Source organism: Rhodospirillaceae bacterium (assembly GCA_040219235.1).
Classification (GTDB): domain Bacteria; phylum Pseudomonadota; class Alphaproteobacteria; order Rhodospirillales; family Rhodospirillaceae; genus WLXB01.
The window spans coordinates 24,538-44,975 of record JAVJSV010000003.1 but is presented as its reverse complement, the minus strand read 5'-3'; the positions used below and the strand labels follow the sequence as shown (position 1 = coordinate 44,975).

Annotated in this window: 22 protein-coding genes; 5 read left to right on the top strand and 17 right to left on the bottom strand. The window is 55.9% G+C overall.

Translation table 11 applies throughout. The features are described from left to right. Positions 1-326: hypothetical protein (locus RIC29_00885; protein ID MEQ8733450.1), on the bottom strand; the 326-nt coding region annotated here is incomplete at its 3' end. Positions 327-719: 393 nt separating this feature from the next. Here RIC29_00885 and RIC29_00880 point away from each other — a divergent pair. Beyond that, positions 720-1,202 (top strand): fasciclin domain-containing protein, encoded by a 483-nt coding sequence (locus RIC29_00880; GenBank protein ID MEQ8733449.1) that lies wholly within the window; start codon positions 720-722, stop codon positions 1,200-1,202. A gap of 130 nt (positions 1,203-1,332) precedes the next feature. Here the strand turns inward: RIC29_00880 and RIC29_00875 are convergent, their stop codons facing one another. The 3 genes from RIC29_00875 to RIC29_00865 all read right to left on the bottom strand — a co-directional run bounded on the left by RIC29_00875 (position 1,333) and on the right by RIC29_00865 (position 4,175). Beyond that, the gene (locus tag RIC29_00875) at positions 1,333-2,103 is read right to left on the bottom strand and encodes an SDR family NAD(P)-dependent oxidoreductase (GenBank protein MEQ8733448.1); all 771 of its coding nucleotides are present in this window, start codon (positions 2,101-2,103) and stop codon (positions 1,333-1,335) included. Further along, entirely contained in the window at positions 2,100-3,122 is a 1,023-nt protein-coding gene (locus RIC29_00870; GenBank protein MEQ8733447.1) for an FAD-dependent oxidoreductase, read from the bottom strand. The genes RIC29_00875 and RIC29_00870 overlap by 4 nt, the downstream gene beginning before the upstream one ends. 174 nt (positions 3,123-3,296) lie before the next feature. Further along, entirely contained in the window at positions 3,297-4,175 is an 879-nt protein-coding gene (locus RIC29_00865) for a dienelactone hydrolase family protein (GenBank protein MEQ8733446.1), read from the bottom strand. Between the two features lie 339 nt (positions 4,176-4,514). Between RIC29_00865 and RIC29_00860 the strand changes: the two genes are divergently transcribed. Continuing rightward, positions 4,515-6,821, top strand: coding sequence for a molybdopterin-dependent oxidoreductase (locus tag RIC29_00860; GenBank protein ID MEQ8733445.1), 2,307 nt, complete (start codon positions 4,515-4,517; stop codon positions 6,819-6,821). A gap of 90 nt (positions 6,822-6,911) precedes the next feature. Here the strand turns inward: RIC29_00860 and RIC29_00855 are convergent, their stop codons facing one another. After that, positions 6,912-7,304: a Rap1a/Tai family immunity protein gene (locus tag RIC29_00855; protein MEQ8733444.1), complete on the bottom strand. Its 393-nt coding sequence runs from the start codon at positions 7,302-7,304 to the stop codon at positions 6,912-6,914. Positions 7,305-7,430: 126 nt separating this feature from the next. Between RIC29_00855 and RIC29_00850 the strand changes: the two genes are divergently transcribed. Continuing rightward, positions 7,431-8,192: a hypothetical protein gene (locus tag RIC29_00850; protein MEQ8733443.1), complete on the top strand. Its 762-nt coding sequence runs from the start codon at positions 7,431-7,433 to the stop codon at positions 8,190-8,192. Between the two features lie 63 nt (positions 8,193-8,255). Here RIC29_00850 and RIC29_00845 read toward each other — a convergent pair whose 3' ends face one another. After that, positions 8,256-9,347: a Tat pathway signal protein gene (locus RIC29_00845; protein MEQ8733442.1), complete on the bottom strand. Its 1,092-nt coding sequence runs from the start codon at positions 9,345-9,347 to the stop codon at positions 8,256-8,258. Positions 9,348-9,488: 141 nt separating this feature from the next. Between RIC29_00845 and RIC29_00840 the strand changes: the two genes are divergently transcribed. Further along, positions 9,489-10,166, top strand: coding sequence for a GNAT family protein (locus RIC29_00840; GenBank protein MEQ8733441.1), 678 nt, complete (start codon positions 9,489-9,491; stop codon positions 10,164-10,166). A 418-nt stretch (positions 10,167-10,584) separates the two neighbouring features. On the opposite strand, the gene grxD is transcribed toward RIC29_00840, so the two are convergent. The 7 genes from grxD to RIC29_00805 all read right to left on the bottom strand — a co-directional run bounded on the left by grxD (position 10,585) and on the right by RIC29_00805 (position 16,195). Further along, positions 10,585-10,917, bottom strand: a complete 333-nt coding sequence (gene grxD / locus RIC29_00835; protein MEQ8733440.1) for a Grx4 family monothiol glutaredoxin — start codon at positions 10,915-10,917, stop codon at positions 10,585-10,587. A gap of 130 nt (positions 10,918-11,047) precedes the next feature. Next, on the bottom strand, positions 11,048-11,284 hold the full coding sequence (locus RIC29_00830) for a BolA family transcriptional regulator (GenBank protein MEQ8733439.1): 237 nt from the start codon (positions 11,282-11,284) through the stop codon (positions 11,048-11,050). Positions 11,285-11,324: 40 nt separating this feature from the next. Further along, positions 11,325-13,535, bottom strand: coding sequence for a phosphoribosylformylglycinamidine synthase subunit PurL (purL, locus tag RIC29_00825; GenBank protein MEQ8733438.1), 2,211 nt, complete (start codon positions 13,533-13,535; stop codon positions 11,325-11,327). Next, positions 13,532-14,224, bottom strand: a complete 693-nt coding sequence (gene purQ, locus RIC29_00820) for a phosphoribosylformylglycinamidine synthase subunit PurQ (protein ID MEQ8733437.1) — start codon at positions 14,222-14,224, stop codon at positions 13,532-13,534. The genes purL and purQ overlap by 4 nt, the downstream gene beginning before the upstream one ends. A gap of 3 nt (positions 14,225-14,227) precedes the next feature. Next, entirely contained in the window at positions 14,228-14,473 is a 246-nt protein-coding gene (gene purS, locus RIC29_00815; GenBank protein ID MEQ8733436.1) for a phosphoribosylformylglycinamidine synthase subunit PurS, read from the bottom strand. A gap of 54 nt (positions 14,474-14,527) precedes the next feature. Beyond that, positions 14,528-15,295, bottom strand: a complete 768-nt coding sequence (locus RIC29_00810) for a phosphoribosylaminoimidazolesuccinocarboxamide synthase (GenBank protein ID MEQ8733435.1) — start codon at positions 15,293-15,295, stop codon at positions 14,528-14,530. 132 nt (positions 15,296-15,427) lie between these two features. Further along, entirely contained in the window at positions 15,428-16,195 is a 768-nt protein-coding gene (locus RIC29_00805) for an NRDE family protein (GenBank protein MEQ8733434.1), read from the bottom strand. A gap of 126 nt (positions 16,196-16,321) precedes the next feature. Between RIC29_00805 and RIC29_00800 the strand changes: the two genes are divergently transcribed. Beyond that, positions 16,322-16,648: a DUF1476 domain-containing protein gene (locus RIC29_00800; GenBank protein ID MEQ8733433.1), complete on the top strand. Its 327-nt coding sequence runs from the start codon at positions 16,322-16,324 to the stop codon at positions 16,646-16,648. A gap of 12 nt (positions 16,649-16,660) precedes the next feature. Here RIC29_00800 and purB read toward each other — a convergent pair whose 3' ends face one another. The 4 genes from purB to sfsA all read right to left on the bottom strand — a co-directional run bounded on the left by purB (position 16,661) and on the right by sfsA (position 20,428). Next, positions 16,661-17,953, bottom strand: coding sequence for an adenylosuccinate lyase (gene purB, locus RIC29_00795; GenBank protein ID MEQ8733432.1), 1,293 nt, complete (start codon positions 17,951-17,953; stop codon positions 16,661-16,663). Positions 17,954-18,067: 114 nt separating this feature from the next. Then, positions 18,068-18,829 carry a DNA repair protein RadC gene (gene radC, locus RIC29_00790; GenBank protein MEQ8733431.1) on the bottom strand — a complete coding sequence of 254 codons (762 nt, stop codon included), beginning with the start codon at positions 18,827-18,829 and terminating at the stop codon, positions 18,068-18,070. Between the two features lie 6 nt (positions 18,830-18,835). Further along, the gene (gene map / locus RIC29_00785; GenBank protein MEQ8733430.1) at positions 18,836-19,657 is read right to left on the bottom strand and encodes a type I methionyl aminopeptidase; all 822 of its coding nucleotides are present in this window, start codon (positions 19,655-19,657) and stop codon (positions 18,836-18,838) included. Between the two features lie 54 nt (positions 19,658-19,711). Further along, positions 19,712-20,428 (bottom strand): DNA/RNA nuclease SfsA, encoded by a 717-nt coding sequence (gene sfsA / locus RIC29_00780; protein ID MEQ8733429.1) that lies wholly within the window; start codon positions 20,426-20,428, stop codon positions 19,712-19,714. Positions 20,429-20,438 lie beyond the last annotated feature (10 nt).

The window sequence follows — 20,438 nt, the reverse complement described above, 5'->3', positions numbered from 1 at the left end:
GATTTGACCGTCTCAATCGGGATTGCGCAGGCGATCTCGTTAAGCAGGGCATTATGTGCCCGGCGGAACAGGTCTGGGCGTTGGGTGACAAGAACAAGCTCCGGGCAGAGGTCTAAAGCTTCTGGGACGCGCATGACATTTGTGCAGCCGGCCGCTTTGGCTTCCTTCGAGCAGGCAATCACAGAGGTTGAATAGGCCGCCGACGTTTCAAACGGAATGATGCCGACAGGCCGCCCCCGCAGTTCAGGCATGGCTTGCTGCATGACGGAGGCAAAGAACCCGTCAAAGTCGAGATAAAGTTTTTCGATGGTCTCGGCGCGGCGCATGTGTGTTTACTTTCGTGTTTACTTTGAATGGCCAAGCAATGAGTCGAGATAAGAACAATACAAGAACATTTGTGTCAAGCAGGTTTCTATTTTTCCATGATTTCTGTAATAAAGTGAATAATATCAATGAATTATGAGAGAGTGCAGATTCAATCCGAGGGCGAGCCACTAGATAGTTTGTGACGTGGGGTGGACTCCTTTTGCGTTCGGCGCACCGCTTCATCGTTGCCGGAAAATTGTAGGGCTATTCACCCCTTTCCCGAGTGTGGTGTTAAACAGCCGGGTCTGATCCAGCGGCTTGGGCGGGGCGTAAGCAGTGCGTTACCCAACAGCGTTCTGTCACACCATTGAACAGATCGCCCCCTATCCCCTCAAGGTACCTTGGAGACCTTCATGACCTATAAGACCGTTCTTGCGTCCGTAGCTGTTGCTGCCAGCTTGGCCTTATCCGCTGGTGCAGCCAAAGCCGCTAACATTGTTGAAACCGCAGTTGCCGCGGGTTCGTTCAATACATTGGTTGCGGCTGTTCAAGCCGCTGGCTTGGTGGAAACTCTGTCCAGCCCAGGTCCGTTCACCGTATTCGCACCAACCGATGATGCGTTCGCGAAACTGCCTGCTGGCACCGTTGAAAACCTGTTGAAGCCAGAAAACAAAGATCAGCTTGTTGCTGTTCTGACTTACCACGTCCTCTCTGGCAAAGTGATGTCAGCAGATATCGCGGGCCAGACGCTCGAAGCCGAAACCGTGCAAGGCCAGTCCTTATCAATCGATGCCACCGATGGCGTCATGGTTGATAACGCCATGGTCATCACCGCTGACATTGAAGCCGATAACGGCGTCATTCACGTCATCGATACGGTCGTTCTCCCCGAGTAAGGCGAAACGATCCCATCTGGAAAACCCCGTCGTGCAAAATTGTGCGGCGGGGTTTTTTAGTGCGCTGAAATTGGCGTGATTACTACGCCGGTACCCGGCTTGTTGTTTATGCCGGGATCCGGCTTTTCGATTATGCCGGGATCCGGCTGCCATCCCAGGCAAACACATGGCCGGAGTCTTCGGCTGTTAAGCCGTTCAGAACATTCAACAGGTAGCCCGCTGACTGCGCGGGCGAAAACAGTTTGTCGTCGGCCACCCCTTTCTGAAACGGTTCAGACAGCGCCGTATCCACGGTGCCGGGGTGCAGCCCCACACACAGCGCCTGGGGCGAGCGAAACGCCAACTCAATCGACAGGGTTTTAATCATCATGTTCAGCGCGGCTTTCGATGCCCGGTAAGCGTGCCAGCCGCCCAGCCGGTTATCTTCAATGCTGCCGACCCGGGCAGACAACGCCGCAAACACAGATTTTCTGTCTTTGTCCAACAGGGGCAGAAAATGTTTGGCGGCCAGCGCTGGTCCGATGGTGTTGATCTTGAACAGCGTTTCCAAGGTGGGGGCCGACAACGCGCGCCAGGATTTTTCCGGCGAGATATCATCACCCTGATGTAAAATACCGGTGGCAACCATCACCAGGTGCACCGGGCCACCGTCCTCGATGATTGTCTTTGCCGCCTGAGCCAAGGTGTCTTCTTGCGTCAGGTCTGCTTCAATCCACGACAGTTTATCCGCAGAGCTTTCACCGCGGGTGCGCGACAGGCCATACACTTGCGCCACCGCTGCTTCTGCCTCAAGCGCAGTGGTTAGCGCCCGCCCAATGCCGCCCGAGGCGCCCATCACCACGGCGCGGAGGTTTGATCCGAAAGACGCCAAACTGGGTGCGTGTTTGCTGGGCGCGGTCACGCCTGTAACCGGTCTGCCAGGGCCTGACCCATCGCCTGACCGCTTTCAAAAGCGTATTCAACGGAGTTGCCCAAAGCCCAATCGCCGCCCAAGAACAGAGTCATGCCGGTATCGCACGCGAACGGCTTGCCCAGCGGCGTTCTGGTATGGGCGTAGCGCCAGCGGTGCGCGGTGGCAAATTCAACGTCTGGGATGGGGTGTCCAAGAATGTCAGCCAGCAGGGCCAGAATTTTCTTACTGACCTCATCCTCATCCAATTCAATATGGGTTTCGCTCCATGCCGAGTCCATCTGGATCACCCAACTGGTTCTGTCCCCACTTGCTTTATTCTGAGTGCGCCCTGGTTTACTCGTATTGCAGGCGACCCAGCCAATCTCTCCCTGGTCTGATCGCCAGGCGTCAAAACGGTCTGTCAGTGGGGAGGCGAGGCCCAGCATTAACGTCCAGCAAGGGGCCATGGTCACGTGCTTCAACTGTTGGGCCGTTTGCGAGTCCCGGTTCAGCATGACCCGCGCTTGCGGGGCCGGAACGGTGCAGACCGCGTAATCAAAAAGTTCGCCCTTGGGATCGAAAGATGTTTGTAAGCGCCAGCCGTTGGCACCCCGCTCCAGGGCCATAACCCGTGTTGAAAACTGCACGGCCAGCTTGCCCGCCAAAGCCTTAGCCAAGGCGTTCATGCCAGGGGTGCCGACATACCAGGGCCGTTCTGCACTGGGCGGGGGCGCTTTAACGCCCGACCGGTCATCCAGCACCGTTGGCACCCAAGGCACCAGAGTGCCGACCGCATGGGCTTTCTCTAGCACAGCTCTAAACGCAGCGGTGCGGGCCGTCACGAATTGGGCGCCGTGATCAAAGGTCAGATCATCGCTGATGCGACGGGTGGCCATGCGCCCGCCTGTGCCACGGCTTTTTTCAAACACGATGGGTCTATGGCCGTGCTGCGTTAAAACCTGCGCACAACTCAGTCCGGCGACACCCGCGCCGATGATCGCAATTTTTGGAGGAGCAGAAGAGGTCAAGAGAAAAGAGTATCCAGAACGAGTGTGTTTCAAGTCTTGTACGCGCGTTTGCTAAAGCCGGTTTACCTGCGCATGACGCAAAAACGTAGCCGCACCTTAACGTAAAACCGGGGCAGTCTTACATCTGCCCCGGCTCTATTTTGGGTCGCAGGTGAAAGCGCGGCGAAGCTGAACTTACGCAATCGTGCTTTTAAACAAGTCCATCAGTGTGCTCCAGGCCCGCTCGGCTTGCACTTCGTTGTAGCTGGAACTGTCCGGAACGCACCAGCCATGCAACGCGCCTTCATACACTTCGATGGTTGCCGGCACGCCAGCGTCATCGAAGGCTGCGCGCAGCACGTTCTTGGCGTCTGGTTCTTTGCTGTCATCATCGGCGGCAATAGCCACGTGATAGCTGACCTGCATTTTGGGAATCATCAAATGCGGGCTGCTGGGACGGTCGGTCACCAATCCGCCGCCATGGAACGAGCCTGCGGCCCCAATGCGGTTTGGCACATGCGCTGCCGTGCGCATGGTCAATGGTCCGCCCATGCAGTAGCCCGTCGTGCCCATCTTCTTGGCTGTGTCGACGGCGTCTTGCTTATCGATCCAGTTGACGAAGGCCGTGGCATCGCGCTCTGCGGCACCCTCGGCGACCAGATTGCCCATCAGCCCCATCACCATTTGCCGGTCTGTGGCGAAGTTGAAGTCCGGGCCGGGCAGGGGCGCAGGGCCATCGCGGTAAAATGGGTTGGGCACCAGCACGGCGTAGCCTTCACCGGCCAGTCGGCGGCCCATGTCGCGGAAGGCGTCCCGCAGGCCCCGAATGTCGGGCCACTTCAATACGCCAGGATGTTTGCCTTCGGTCGGATGAAAGAACACCGCATCACAAGTGCCGTCGGGCGTTTCAATCATCACATCGGTTTCGGTCACGGGCAGTGCGGCAGACGTCGTGCCGGCACCGCTGACCAATCCGGCGGCGGCGACGGTGCCGATGCCAAAGGTGCGCCGGGTGATAGGCTTCGTGCTGAAACACTGTTCATCGCAGTCTAGGTCAATAAGCTCGTCAGACATGTGGCGGTCTCCCTGTTTCGTGATGTTTGTTAAACTGTCGATGCCGAACTATAGCCTTCTTTGCCGCCCTCCCGTAAGACCCCACCGCACAGCAGGTGTCTGCGTCGCCCGAATCTTCGCCGCCCGAATCCAAGAAACACCACAAGAACAAGGGCCATGGCGGTAATTTTCTCTATTCCTCCTATATTCACGGCGTTTTGATCCCAATCTGACCACTCGGTGCACGCGCAACGCCTAAAAATGTTGCTTGTTTGGGCCGCGCCGACTACCGATATGCTCTATAGTAGATGCATATGACTTGGCCTGTATCACGGCCACGCTTTGAACGGGGAACTACCCATGAAACTCACACGTCGCAGCCTCATTGTTTCTGGTCTCGCAGCCGGTGGCGGTCTTGCCGTTGCCTATGGTCTCGACAGTCTCAAAGACGGCGATGCCAAGCCCAAGTTTGCCAAGTCCACGCCGGGCTCCTTCGTGCTGCACGCCTATGTGAAAATTGCCCCCAGCGGCAAAATCACTGTCGCTGTGCCACAAGCTGAATTGGGCCAGGGCGTCACCACCGCCATCCCCATGCTGGTCGCCGACGACCTGGATGCCAATTGGGACGATGTGGAATACGAACTCGCGCCGTTGGATAAAGACTACGGCTCCTACGTGGTCGGCGAAGCCATTCCCGTGATGTTTATGGAGCCCGGCACTGCTGCCGACATCACCCGCGACTTGATGTACAAAGTCACGCCGCTGATCGGCCTGACCATCACCGGGGGGTCCAGCAGCATTCTCGGCAACTATAATTATCTCCGCACCGTTGGCGCGGCCACCCGCGCCATGCTCGTGCAGGCCGCTGCCGCGCAGTTGGATGTGCCCGAAAGCGAATTGACCACGGCAAAGAGCAAAGTCATTCATGCCGCCTCCGGGCGTTCTCTCAGCTATGGCGAGTTGGCCGAAGCCGCTGCTGCCTTCACGCCACCGGGCGACGCAAAAGTCAAAGACCCGTCTCAGTTCACCCTGCTCAACACGCCGGTCAAGCGCCTCGATACACCAGAAAAAAGCGACGGCTCCGCCATCTTCGGTGTCGATGTTAAACTGCCCGGCATGCTGTATGCCGCCGTCCGTCACAGCCCGGTGTTTGGTGGCACGGTCGATACCTTTGATGCGGACTCCGTCATGGCCCGTCCGGGTGTGATTGCCGTCATGCCTGTGTTGGGCAACGCCGTCGCCGTGGTTGCCGAAAGCACTTGGGTCGCCCAAAAGGCCGTCACCGAAATGGATGTGTCGTGGACCCTGCCCGAAGGGGAACGGTTCAGCACCAAGGCGGCATTGAAAGAATATGCGTCACTGTTTGATGATGCCAACGCCAACGTGCTCAAAGAAGACGAAACCTTCACCGCCGATTGGGACCGCGCCACCAAAACCGTCGAAGCGGTTTACGAAACCCCGTATCTTGCCCACGTCTGCATGGAGCCCATGGGGGCCACCGCGTTGTACGAAGAGTCAGAAACCGACAATCCGGAAGACGCCCACATCACCGTGTGGTCGCCCAGCCAGTCCATGAGCCAGACCGCCACCCAGGCCGCGCGCATTACCGGTGTTAAAAAAGAAAACGTCGAAGTGCATGCCACCCTGATGGGCGGTGGCTTTGGTCGTCGCGCCGATATGGACTTTGTCCGTCAGGCTGCTGCCATCGCCAAGGAACTTCCTGGCACGCCCGTTAAAATGACGTGGAGCCGTGAAGAAGACGTCCAGCAGGATACCTACCGTCCGGCCACCGCCGCCCGCTTCCGCGCCGGTTTGGATGATGACGGCAACATGACCGCGCTGGACTTTGTCATCGTCGGCAAGCCGGTCAGTGCCGACTTCAACACCCGCAACGGCAGCTTCGTGATGTTCGAAGCCAAAGACGACATCAGCATGATCATGCCCATGAGCAGCTCGCCCTATCAGTTCCCCTCCGTGCGCCTGGCCCTCAACGCCCAGGAAAACCCTGTGCCCAACGGCAACTGGCGCAGTGTGACCATGTCGCACAACGGCTTCTATCAGGAAGCCTTCATTGATGAAGTGGCCGAAGCTGCGGGCAAAGATCCTATTGAATTCCGCCGGGGTCTGCTCAGTCATAAGCCAGACATGGTCGCCGTGCTCGATGCGGTCGCCGAAAAAGGCGATTGGGGCAAACCGCTCGCGCCCGGCCCCGCAGGCTCGCGGCGCGGGCGCGGCGTCGCCTTTGTCGAGGCATTCCGTTCGTCCGTTGGTCAGGTGGTTGAAGTCACCGTGTCCGCCGAAGGCGCGTTGACGGTTGATCGCGTGGTCACTGTGGTGGATCCACACACCGTGGTGAACCCCAACATTATTGAAGCGCAAGTTGAAAGCGCGGTCATTGAAGCCCTGTCAGCTGCGTTGTGGGGGCAGATCGATGTGGAAGACGGTAAGGTCGTGCAAAGCAACTTTGACGGCTACCGCCTCATGACCATGGCCGAAGTGCCGAAGAAAATCGAAACCCACATCATGGCCCAGGGTGGACATCCAGGCGGTATGGGCGAGGTCGGCGTGCCCGCCGTGGCCCCGGCACTCACCAGCGCCATCTATAACGCGACCGGCCAGCGCCTGCGCTCCCTGCCAGTTGCGGTGTCGGGGTTGGTCAGCGTTTAAGAGTTTAGGTCTAACGCTGACGGTCTAACGCACTCCGTCGTCCTCGCATTTATTGCGGGGACCCAGGGTTACATGCACTCCAGGGTGCCCTTAATCCTCACACGAAAATTTGGCACTCAACGTTTGCGCCAGCACCAGACTGGCGGGAAAATGCAACACGGCGGTTTGGGTCATGGCCGCGTCAATCAGGGCGGTGCGCACCGCATCCGGTTCCAGTACGCCTGCGTCGCACCAGTTATACCCCATGTGGCTCCAGCGTGGCAGCGGTTGCCCGTCGATCGACATCTGCGCCCCGGCGATGAAGCCATCAATAAACGCAGCGCAGCGCACGGCGGCCTCGCCTTCGGTCAGGCGGCACTCCCGCGCGAGGGCGATGCCCTGATAGGCGTGGGCGTCTTTTTCAAATACAGTAATGCTCAGACTTAAGGTTAGTATAAACTTTGTGAAGCGCAGAATTAGTGTGGGAATCTTTATGGCGGTCATAAGTATTTGCAAACAGTAGTAATGTATATATCAATATACATGCTAAAGTTGGGCGTGAAATTCCTATTTATCATGCGAGTTCCTTTAGGTGTTTCGTGACGCATACACCCATAAAGCGAGTTTGTGATGCTTGTAGATTCAATTCAACTTAGTGAAGCATACCTCAATACAAGGCGACTATTTTTAAAACCTGAGGACTCTGATGAAGTCTTCAACAAGTCTCTGCAGACGTGTAAGCAAAAAGCTAAAGAAGTGTATAAAAATAATTTTACGCTTCTTATTCGGGTCAGTTCTTACAGTCCTACAATATGGGCAAATATCAGTACGCCTAACTTGAATATCTCTGCAAGATCAACACAAACATACTATGGCGGTGTTTCTGACCTCTTACGCAAGGCCAAAGAGTTTTCTGGCGGTGTACTAAACGAGATTTCAGTTACACACTGGCTAAGTCCAGAAAATGTCTACAGACAAGAGCGCCGCCTCAAAGCGCCTGGTAAGATTTTTAGAATTATGGAACAAGCAGGTATCGGCGCGACAATAGCTCAGGCTATGACTCAGAGCTACCGTGCATCTGAGAAAGCTATATTGAACCGCGAAGTTGCTGCCTTAAGAAGGTATGTACATGATGACGACCAGTTCTGGAAAATTATAAGGCAACTTCGAAAGGCGGGGATGCAATTTTTACCGACCAAAAAAGCCGACATAGTTAGATATGAAAGAATGTTGGTTGCGATGCCAACACCGTTCTCGCGTCTAAAAAAAGTCGAGAGGCGACCATCTTTCTTGAATAACAATAAGTACGATAGGCCTTCCTGGGAGCTAGCTGCACTTTTGAAGTTTGATGAGAGAGGCCAACAGGACTCTTTAACTTATTATAAAGCGTAATCAATACCAGTGTATTGAAGAAGTCTATCTTAATTGGACGCTCCGAGAGCAAGCAATCTTTGTTTAAACCATCACTTCGGTCGCTGGGCGGCGCAGAGACTGCGGCATCGCCGGGCCGTAGCCGAAACGCACCACCAGATTCGGGCGGCGCTCGCCAAGACCCAGTAAATCTTGAAGCGGCCGGCGCATCTCGGGCACTTCTATGGTTTGATTGACGAAGGCATTTTGCAGCCCGTCCGCTGTGGCTTGCAACGCGAAGCGTTGATACGCCCGCCCTGCGTTAAACCAGCCTTCTTTGTCGTCGGTGGCTGCGACAAAAACCACGAGGCCGGAAGACGACCTGATTTGCTCGGCATACTTTTTATTCTCAGCCTCTGTGGTGAAAAACATATCGAAGGTGAAAGAGCCCAGCCAATCCGGCAGGGTGGGGTTGCCTGAACACGCGCTGTAGAGACCATCGTTGGTCCTCATGGCGGCGGTTGGGTTAAACCGTAGCCAGTCTTTTAGTTCAGACACAAAGGCTGGGTCTTCAACCTGGCGGCTGTTGCCATCCAGAATCAGCGCCAGAATATCTTCCGTCATCGCCGTTTCGGTTATGATCATCGCCTCAACGCCATAGCTGTTGGCGGCCAGGGCGAGGCGCGCCACTACATCCATCGGGGCCAGGCGTGCTTCATAGACGGCGCGGCTACACTGACGCGCTGGAATGGCCCCAAATAGGTCACTGTTCTTTGTTGCGCTTGACCGTAAGTCGATACGGGCAGCACCGTCTTCTGAAGAGTCGAACACAACCTCGCCAGCTTGACCACTCGCTTGCGCGGCAAGGTGAAGGTTCTCTGTGGCACAGCCGAGGCTCGCAAACAGATGATGATCATCCGGATCGACGACTGGTGTACGGCGTGTGAAATCGGGCAGAATATCAATACCCAAATCTGTTGGCTGAAATATCCAGGGCTGCGTGTTGTGGCTATTGGCTGCTATGGTGGCATATCGCACCAACTCTTGCAGGCTTGGGTCGCCTGAGAGCGGGCGTCTCAAATCAGCTGCAGCTTGGTCATAAACATCCGCGTCGCCGGAGCAGCCACTGAGTGCCACGCCCGCTAACCCGGCTGCGGACGTGCTTATCGCTGCCCGTCGGCTGAGTTGCAGAGTCATCACCGACCTCCTTCCAATTTTTATGAAGGTGAGGTGAACACAATATATCAACCTTGCACAGGTGAAGTTGATCAAGATCACGATATATCGTCAGCATTGACTAGGGTTCCACGGTCCATCGCATCCCGCTAAGCTCTGGTCATGATTCAAGACCTCTCCACCTGGGCGCCGCGTGCGCGGCCTGGCTCGGTCACCCTCACAGGTGAGACCGTGCGGCTGGAGCCCCTCGACTGGACGCAACATGAGGCCGGTCTGTATGCCGCAGTTGGTGGGGACGAGAATGCGGCGCTATGGGCGTACATGCCTATCGGGCCATTTCTCAACGCCGATACGTTTCCCCCAGAGTTCGAGCGTCAGCGCGTGAGCAGCGGGTGGGAAACGATGGTGATTATCGATGCCGCGACAGACACCATCGCTGGCATGTTCAGTTTTATGCGCCTGCGTGAAGCCCATGGCAGCGTCGAGATTGGCTGTGTGGTGTTTGGGCCACGCTTGCAACGCACGCGCCAAGCCACCGAGGCGTTGTACCTTATGGCGCGTCATGTGTTCGATGACCTCGGCTATCGCCGCTACGAATGGAAATGCGATGATCAAAACGCCGCTTCCGCCCGCGCCGCGCGTCGCTTTGGCTTTGTCTATGAAGGCACCTTCCGCAACGATATGGTTGTGAAAGGCCGCAGCCGTGACACCGCGTGGTTCTCCATCACCGATGGCGAGTGGGCGCAGGTGAAGGCCGGGCTTGAGGCGTGGCTGTCGCCGAATAATTTTGATGCCAACGGCACCCAGTTCAAAACTTTGGAAGAGTGCCAGGGCCACTAACCGGCAGAAACACTAGCCTTTTAGGGGGGTAGAAATTTTCGGACTCAACCGCGCAACACTGTTGTGCATGGGCTCGTTTCGCTCCACCCTAAGTCTTTGATTTTATTGAAAAGTGGTTGTCGTGCATGGGCTCGTTCCAAGGTTGGGGCCACCAGAAACAAGATTCTTCGCTCCGAAAGCCCTTATCAAAATTTTTCTAGGCTCTAAGACAGCCGGTGTTGTGCAGGCGTAGGTGCTCGCAGATGAGGGCTGGTTTACAGAAACCGCGCGATAGAACATTTCCCGTCACCCTCGGGCTTAGTCCCGAGGGTCCAGGGTAAATTACAAAATCGGCAGGTTGTTTCTCTGGGTCTTCGGATCAAGTCCGAAGACGACAAGAATTCTATTTTACAAGAGGCATTTTAAAGGCCCGGCTTTCTTAGGCGCTGGCGACTTGTTTTTCTTTCATCAGGTCTTCCAGTTCGCCGTTCATCGCCATTTCACGCACGATGTCGGCACCACCAACAAATTCACCCTTTACGTACAGCTGAGGCACAGTTGGCCACTGGGTGAAGTCTTTGATGCCCTGGCGCAGTTCGTCGCTTTCCAGCACGTTGACGCCCTTAAACTTGACTTCCAACTGGCTCAGAATCTGCACCACAGAGGCGGAAAATCCACATTGCGGAAACATCGGGGTGCCCTTCATGAACAGCACCACATCGTTGTTTTCGACGTCGTCTTTGATTTGGGCAATGGCCGGGTTGTCTGACATAGGAGAATACTCCGAAAAAAACTGAAGATGGGCTGGGTTCAGCAGCCTTCATAGGCCCAGGGATATAGGGCTTGCTGCCGGTTTGGCAAGGGAAACCGGAAAATAGCGTGTGGAACGACGCTTTTCAGTCTTAAGCGTCTGGAGTCGAGGTCTGAAGGGCCAGGGCGTGCAACTGCCCGCCCATCTTGCCCTGCAGCGCCGCATACACCATCTGATGCTGCTGCACCCGGCTTTTGCCTTCAAAGGCTTTTGACACCACCCGCGCGGCATAGTGATCGCCATCGCCGCGCAGGTCATCAATCACCACCTCTGCGTCTGGCAGGGCAGCTTTGATCATCTCTTGGATTTCGGCAGCGGTCATCGCCATGGTCGTGCTCCTCTGTGTGTGGTGTCTGCGGGCTTCGCCCTTAAGCAGCCATATAGGACGGGAACCAGCCCTCATGCAAATCGCGCAGGGTTTTGACTGGCACAGAGGCTCCACCTGCGACGCCCACAGCATCGCCGCCCGTGATGCCGATCTGCCGCGCCGTCAGGCCCGCGTCTGTGAGACCTGTGAGGAGTGTTGCAGCGTGGTCTGCGTTGCAGGTGATGAGGTATCGTCCTTGATCTTCGCCAAACAGCCAGGGGGCTGAGACATCAGATCCGGTATCGATTGTGACGCCGATATCGCCCGCCAAGGCCATTTCCGCCAGGGCAATACACACGCCACCATCAGACACATCGTGGCAGGCTGTGGCTTTGCCCGAGGTGATGAGATCGCGGACCGCATCGCCTGTGGCACGCTCTTGGGCCAAATCAACCGGCGGCGGCGCACCGTTTTCCAGGCCGTGCAGATCACGCAGGTAGATCGACTGCCCGAGCCAGCCGTCTGTCACCGAGTCCGGTCCACCAATCAGCAATACGGCCTCGCTTTCGGCCTTAAAGCCTGCGGTGGCGGCGTGGTCCAGGTTGTCAATAATGCCAATTGCGCCGATGGCCGGGGTCGGCAAAATCGGCTGGCCATCGGTCTCGTTGTACAGCGACACATTGCCCGAGACGACCGGGGCATCCAGCGCCGTACAGGCCGCGCCAATGCCCTGAATCGCACCCACCAGCTGCCCCATAATCGGGGGTTTCTCAGGGTTGCCGAAGTTCAAATTGTCAGTCACCGCCAGCGGTCTTGCGCCGGTCGCGGTCAGGTTGCGCCAGGCTTCCGCGACCGCCTGCTTGCCGCCCTCAAAGGGATTGGCTTTGACATACCGTGGAGTGCAATCGGTGGTGATCGCCAGACCGCGCTCGGAGTCATGAATGCGCACCACCGCCGCATCGCCGCCCGGACGTTGCACCGTGTCGCCCATGACCATGTGATCGTACTGCTCCCACACCCAGCGGCGGCTGGCGAGGTCAGGGGCCGCGATCAGCTTTTTCAGGCTGTCGGTCCAGTCGCCATGGTGCACAACGTCCGACGCCACAACTTCGGCATCCGGGGTCGGTACCCAGGGGCGGTCGTATTCCGGCGATGCTTCCGCCAGCGGATCAATCGGCAGATCGGCCACTTGCTGTCCGTCTTTCATCAGGATCATGCGCCCGGTGTCGGTCAGGTGCCCCACCACGGCGAAATCCAGTTCCCATTTCTCGAAGATTGCCTGGGCGATGTGTTCCTTGCCCGGCTCCAGCACCATCAGCATGCGCTCTTGGCTTTCCGACAGCATAATTTCGTAAGGTGTCATGTCGGCTTCACGGATGGGCACTGCGTTCAGGTTCATCTCAATGCCGGTGCCGCCCTTGGAGCACATTTCAAAGGTCGAGCAGGTCAAGCCCGCTGCACCCATATCCTGAATGGCCACAATCGTATCGGTGGCCATCAATTCCAGGCAGGCTTCGATCAGCAGTTTTTCCGTGAATGGGTCGCCAACCTGCACTGTGGGCCGTTTTTCTTCTGTGTCTTCGTCAAACTCGGCTGAGGCCATCGTCGCGCCGTGAATGCCGTCTTTGCCGGTTTTAGAACCGACATAGATCACCGGATTGCCTGGCCCAGAGGCGGCGGAATAGAAAATACGATCCTTTTCGGCCAGTCCCACGGTCATGGCGTTGACCAGGATATTGCCGTTGTAAGCCGGGTGGAAATTCACCTCGCCGCCCACTGTCGGCACGCCCACGCAGTTGCCGTAACCGCCGATGCCGCTGACCACGCCGGCCACCAGATGCTTGGTTTTGGGGTGGTTGATGTCGCCAAAGCGCAACGCGTTCATATTCGCGACCGGTCGTGCACCCATAGTGAAGACGTCGCGCAATATCCCGCCGACCCCGGTTGCCGCGCCCTGAAACGGCTCAATGAACGACGGATGATTGTGGCTTTCCATCTTGAAGATCGCCGCCAGGCCATCGCCGATATCAACCACGCCCGCGTTTTCACCCGGTCCACAGATCACCCAGGGGGCTTTTGTGGGCAGGGTTTTGAGCCACTTCTTCGAGGATTTGTAGGAGCAATGTTCGGACCACATGACCGAGAAAATACCCAATTCAATCAGGTTGGGTTCCCGGCCATCCAGAATGTCCAGAACACGAAGGTATTCTTCTTCGGTCAGGCCGTGGGCGGTGATGTCTTCTTTAGAGATTTTTGTATTCGGCAGCGTCATGACAGGCGCTCCAACAGGCTTTCAAACATCGGTTTCCCGTCAACACCACCTAACCGCGCGTCCGAAAGACGTTCTGGATGGGGCATCAAGCCGAGGACGGTTCGCTTTTCATTGAATACACCGGCGATATTTCGCGCCGACCCATTTGGGTTGGCGGCTTCAGAGGCGTGCCCCTGTTCATCGCTGTAGCGAAAGGCCACGCGGCCATCGTCTTCGAGGTGTTGCAGGGTGTCTTCATCAGCGACGTAGTTGCCATCGTGATGCGCCACCGGGATGCGAATGATCTGGCCTTTTTTGTAGCGCGATGTGAAGGGACTGTCTGGCTGCTCAACCGATAACAGAACGTCACGGCAGACGAATTTGAGGTTCCGGTTGCGGATCAAGGCCCCGGGGAGCAGTCCGCATTCCGTCAGCACCTGAAAGCCGTTGCAGATGCCCAGCGTGAGCACGCCAGCGTCTGCTTTCTTTTTAACATCCGCAATAATCGGGGAGTTGGCGGCCATAGCGCCACAGCGCAAATAATCGCCGTAGGAAAAGCCACCCGGCACAGCGATGAGATCAAGGCCGTCAGGCAACGCGGTGTCGCGATGCCAAACCATCTCGGGTTTTTGACCCGTGACCTTGGTGAGGGTCACAGCAATGTCTCTGTCGCAGTTAGAGCCGGGGAAAACGATGACAGCGGATCTCATGTCTTAATCGCTCACCTCAACCCGATAGGATTCAATGACCGTGTTGGCCAGCAGCTTCTGGCACATACTTTCAACATCGGTTTTGGCTTTTGCCGTATTTGTTTCTGTCAGGTCCAGTTCAATGAACTTTCCCTGCCGGACGCCTTCAATGCCAGAAAACCCAAGGTTTTCGAGGGCGTGTTGAATAGCTTTTCCTTGAGGGTCGAGAACCCCGGATTTCAGGGTTACATGCACGGTCGCTTTGGCCATAGAGCTAACAGGTTCTCTCAGTTAGGGGGAGTGATTACGTCAATCATAACATCGCTACTGCAGGGTGTCGGTTCCTTGAATATCGCCTGGGCCGCTCTCTGGCAAAATACCAAGGCGTCGTGCAACTTCTTGATAGGCTTGCTCGATTTTACCCATGTCGCGGCGGAAACGGTCTTTATCCATCTTCTCGTCCGTGTGCACGTCCCACAGACGGCAGTTGTCCGGTGACAGTTCATCCGCCAAAACCAACTGAATATCTCCACCATCATGATACAGGCGGCCATATTCCAGCTTGAAGTCGACTAGCTTGATGCCAATGCCGAGGAACAGGCCCATCAGGAAGTCATTGATCCTGAGGGACATGTTCAGCATCTCATCAATTTCCTGGATGGTCGCCCAGCCAAAACCGGTGATGTGTTCTTCAGAGATCGGCGGGTCGTTCAGTTCGTCGTTTTTGTAATAGTACTCAACGATTGACCGCGGCAGGCGTGTGCCTTCCGGGATCGCGAATTTCTCTGAAATTGAACCTGCCGCAACGTTGCGCACGACAACTTCGATGGGAATGATCTCAACTTCTTTGACCAATTGTTCCCGCATGTTCAGGCGGCGCACGAAATGGGTCGCGATGCCAATGTCTTCTAGGCGCTGCATCAGATATTCTGAAATGCGGTTGTTCAGCACGCCCTTACCGGTGATCGTGCCTTTTTTCTTATTATTAAAGGCGGTCGCATCGTCCTTAAAATATTGAACAATCGTGCCTGGCTCTGGTCCTTGATAGAGGATCTTAGCCTTGCCTTCGAAAATCTGTTTGCGCTTGGGCATGGTGTGAGGTGCACCGGAATTTGCCTTCGCAAACCCAATGCAGCGAAGGAACCTGAGGAGAGGGGGATATAGCAGGACCGGCGGTCCCTCTCAAACACTCATATCTAGGCCCGGAAACGGCGGGTTTTCTGATCAATGAGACAGATCGACTGGCGCAAAAGCAGCCGAATCGGGCGGCCCGGGGGCAAAAAGCCACTTCATCTGTTGCGGGACCGGGGCATGTGCGGCCTCAACCGAGGGCAAAGCCACCAAGCTGCTTGAGGATGTGCCGAATCCAGAGCTTGTGCGAAAACACATGGCGACGTCAGGCTCATCTGCGTCTGGCCCGGCGGCCAAGAGATGTTGCCAGTCCGCCCAGATTCCTTCCTCTGGCTCTGGAACGGTAGCCTCTCCAAATTGCGGCAGAAAGCGTGCAATCCGTGGCGTATTCTGATCGTTCAATTCGCCCGCTGTGAGCATCGACAGTCCAAGCGGAATTTCCTGAACAGAGACATGATCAGAGCCGGAGGAATCGAGTTTTAGCCAAAAAGCGTCTCTATTATCAGCGATCAGCAAGTTGAAATCCCGAAATGCCCGGCCATCCAGTTGGACCAAGGCTTCTGCGGCTGGCACTGCGTCAGGATGATCCAGCGCATCCAGGACGATTTCGCCCCGGCTGCGTTTGCCGTCTTGCGGTCCGAGCGTGCCGCGTCGGTTGAGAATACAGGCCACAACACCTGTATCATTCAGTCCCATCCACGTACCGCCGCCCAGTTCATCGAGTCCGGCCACAACATCGGGCCGGTCTTGCCAGTGGCGCGCCGGGGCTTTCCAGGGGCGGTTGACCTGCTCATCGCGGTTGGCCCCGATAAGCACAGGCCAGGGATGATCGGGCCTGCGAAGAATAACCACTGTGCACATGATGGATGTGTCGCAGAATCGTATTGTTTTGGCAATTGCGCCGCGCGGCTTGGCCCATTATATCACTCTCAGGAATGAAACGAGGCGTGAGCCCCGGCCATCAAGTCAGCGAAGGTACGAAATATCATGAATGATTCGTTTAAAGATCGCGAAAAGGGTTTCGAGCGGAAGTTTGAAATGGACCAAGATCAGCAGTTTCGGGTCCAGGCGCGCCGCGATAAGCTTTTAGGGCATTGGTTGGCCGCGAAATTTGGCATGACCGGCGCTGAAGAAGCGGCCTACGTGATTGAAGTGGTTGATTCTAACTTCGAAAAGCCCGGCGACGACGACATGCTCGATAAAGTCAAAGCCGACATCGCAGCGAAAGGTCTCTCTATCGACGACGCCGAGTTGAATGCCAAGTTGTCAGAATGCATGGCTGAAGCCCATAAGCAGATCGTCGAAGGCGCCTAACCAAACACTCACCTAGCCAAACACGCGTGCGAAAATCGTATCCACGTGTTTGGTGTGATACTCCATGGCGAACAACTCACTTAGGGAATCAGCTGATATCTTGTCCGTGACGTTGCTGTCTGCTTTCAGGCGTGACAGCAGGTCGCCTTTGCCGTCCCACACTTCCATCGCATTGCGCTGAACCAAACGGTACGAGTCTTCGCGGCTGACTCCCGCCTGCGTGAGCGCCAGCAACACCCGCTGAGAGAAGACTAAGCCGCCCATGCCATTGAGGTTTTTGTCGATGGCGTCAGGGTAAAGCACCAGTTTGTCGATGACGCCTGTCAGGCGGGCGAGGGCGAAGTCGAGAGTGATCGTTGCATCCGGCCCGATGTATCTTTCCACAGACGAGTGCGAGATATCGCGCTCATGCCACAACGCCACATTTTCCATGGCCGGGATGGCAAAGCCGCGCACAATTCTGGCCAGTCCGGTGAGGTTTTCTGTCAGCACCGGATTGCGTTTGTGCGGCATGGCCGATGAGCCTTTTTGTCCAGGCGAGAAGTACTCTTCCACTTCCCGGACTTCCGTGCGCTGGAGGTGCCGAATTTCTGTGGCGATCCGCTCAACCGAGCTGGCAATGACGGCCAATGTAGCAAAATAGGCGGCATGCCGATCCCGTGGAATCACTTGCGTGGAAATAGGCTCAACCTCAAGCCCAAGCGCTTTGGCGACATGGACTTCGACGCTAGGGTCGATGTTGGCGAAGGTGCCGACCGCCCCCGAAATCGCGCAGGTGGCGATCCCGGCGCGGGCTGCCTGAAGACGGGTGCGGTTGCGATCAAACTCCGCATACATGCCCGCAAATTTTAGGCCCATCGTGGTTGGCTCGGCGTGGATGCCATGGCTACGGCCCATACATACGGTCATTTTATGCTCGTAAGCGCGGCGCTTGATGGCTTCCAGCAGCAACTCAATATCAGCCAGTAGAATATCAGTGGCTTGGACCAACTGGACGGACAAGCATGTGTCCAAGACGTCAGAAGAGGTCATGCCCTGGTGCACAAAGCGGGCCTCATCCCCAACATGCTCGGCCAGATTGGTTAGAAACGCGATGACGTCATGCTTTACTTCGCGCTCAATCTCATCAATCCGGTCGACTTCGAATTTGCCGTGTTTCCACACCGCTTCCGCAGCGCTTTTGGGAATAACACCAAGTTCAGCTTGGGCGTCACAGGCATGCGCTTCAATCTCGAACCAGATGCGGAACTTGTTTTCGGGTTCCCAGATTTTGACCATCTCTGGTCGCGCATACCGCGGAATCATTGGCGTAATCCTGATCAGATGAGTGTCTGAGGTGGGTATAAAGAGTTCTGCGCCAGACTTCCAGATGGTGGGTCCTATTTCTACCTGGAAAGAGCCCAGATTTAGGCGGAAACCCTAGAGCAGACGTTCTTGCTTGAAGGAGATATGGCGGCCCCGGCCCAGCACAAGATGGTCGTGCAGAATGAGTCCGACAGCCTCAAGCGCCTCAACGATCTTCTTCGTCATGGCGATGTCAGCTTGAGACGGGGTTGGATCCCCTGACGGGTGGTTGTGGACCATAATGATCGCGCTGGCATTCAATTCCAGCGCCCGTTTGACCACTTCCCGTGGGTACACCGGCGTATGATCCACCGTGCCGCGCTGCTGCGCTTCGTCGCCAATCAGCTTGTTCTTCTTGTCGAGAAACAGAATGCGGAACTGCTCGACATCTTCAAACGTCATCTGAGCGGTGCAGTAGTCGATCAATGCCTGCCAGGACGAGATGACTGGACGGTCCATGACATGTGCGCGCAGCATACGGGTCGCACCAGCTTGCACGGCCTTTAGCGAGACAACTGCACTTTCGCCCAGTCCGTCTACTGCTAGCAGTTTATCTGAGTCAGCGGTGATGACATCTGCGAAGGAGCCGAACGTTTCAATGAGGGCCTTGGCGATTGGCTTGGTGTCTTTCCGGGGAAGGGCAGAAAACAGAAGCAGTTCAAGCAGTTCATAATCGGCTAGGGCCTGAGGGCCAGCATCCAAGAAACGAGCCCGGAGTCGAGCCCGGTGCCCGTGATAGCCGGCCTTAGATGGGGGAGTTGCTTTCTCGAGGAATAAGTCCTGATGTGCTTCGCCAAGCGCGCGATCTTCTTTCGAAGTTGGGCGCTTTTTGGCCATCGGCGGTTAGCCGACGAAAGGCGGGCAGGTGTACCCTTTGGGAGACAGGGTGAAAATCTCAAAACCATCAGCCGTCACACCGATGGTGTGCTCGAACTGTGCTGAGAGTGATTTGTCGCGGGTGACCGCCGTCCATCCATCGTCCAAAATCTTCGTATCATAGCGCCCTGCATTGATCATCGGCTCAATGGTGAAGAACATGCCTTCTTCAAGCGTGACCCCTGTTCCGGGTCGGCCAACGTGCATCACGTTGGGGGCTGAGTGAAACACCTGACCGATGCCGTGCCCACAGAAATCGCGGACAACTGAGAATCTCTCACCTTCTGCGTAGGTTTGAATCGCGTGCCCGATGTCGCCGAGTTTTGCTCCCGGTTTGACGACTTCAATTCCTTTCATCATCGCCGTGTAAGTGACTTCAACAAGTCGCTTGGCTTTAATTTTCACATCGCCAACGAAGAACATTCTGCTGGTGTCGCCGAACCAAGTGTCGATAATCGGAGACACATCAATGTTAACGATATCTCCGTCCTTTAAAGGCCGGTCGCCCGGTATGCCATGACACACCACATGATTGATGGAGGTGCAGATGGATTTTGGAAAACCGCGATAGCCGAGTGGGCCCGGAACGGCGTCATGCTCTACGTGAAAATCGTAGCAAAGTTTATCAAGCTCGCCGGTCGTCACACCCGGTACGACGTGGGGTGTGATGAAATCAAGTATCTCAGCTGCGAAACGCCCTGATTTGCGCATAGCCTCAAACGCTTCTGGCCCGTGCAGTGGGATTTCGTTCGGGCGCGGTCTTGGTTCTGTTTCCAGAGCTAGGTTCATCAGGCAGCCAATTCTATCAAATCAGGGTAGAGAGTAGCTTCACATATAGGGGTTTCAGCTTGGTAAATCCATGGGCAAGGGCGCGGAAATGCTGATTTCCTTAGGTGTCACATGGCACTGATAGCAGATAACCTCCACGCCAGCTTTCATTGCGGCGATTAATCCGGCCTCATAATCTGGGTCGATATCACCGGCTACTGAAAAGGCAAAACAGTCTCCGCGCTGGACCAGATAGAACATCACGGCGCGATGACCTTCAGCCACCATATCAGCGAGTTCAACCAAATGTTTGGCACCTCGCGAGGTTACGGAATCAGGAAATTCTGCTTTGCCTGAGGGCGTCAAATCCCGCTTCATGGTGACGTTTTTGACTTCTACATAGCAGGATGGCTTGCCTTCAGCTTCGAGCAACGCATCAATGCGGGAGTTTTGGCCGTATTTGACTTCACGCCGCAGAGAGTCATAGCCCGCCAGTTCAGGAATCTCTCCTGCCTCAATGGCTTCTGATACAATGAGATTAGGATGAGCTGTATTGATTCCGACTTTGTGGCCTTCAATCTCAACAATTTCCCAAGTGTATTGAAGTTTCCGCTTCGGGTTGTTTGCGGGTGATATCCAAACTGGCGCGCCCTCGGGCTTAACAGAAAGCATTGAGCCGGAATTGGCGCAGTGTGCGGTCACGGTTTCGCCAGACTCCAGCGCGACGTCGGCAAAGAAACGCTTGTAGCGTTTGACCAGAGTGCCTTTGAGCAGAGGTGATTTAAATTTCATAGGTCTGTGA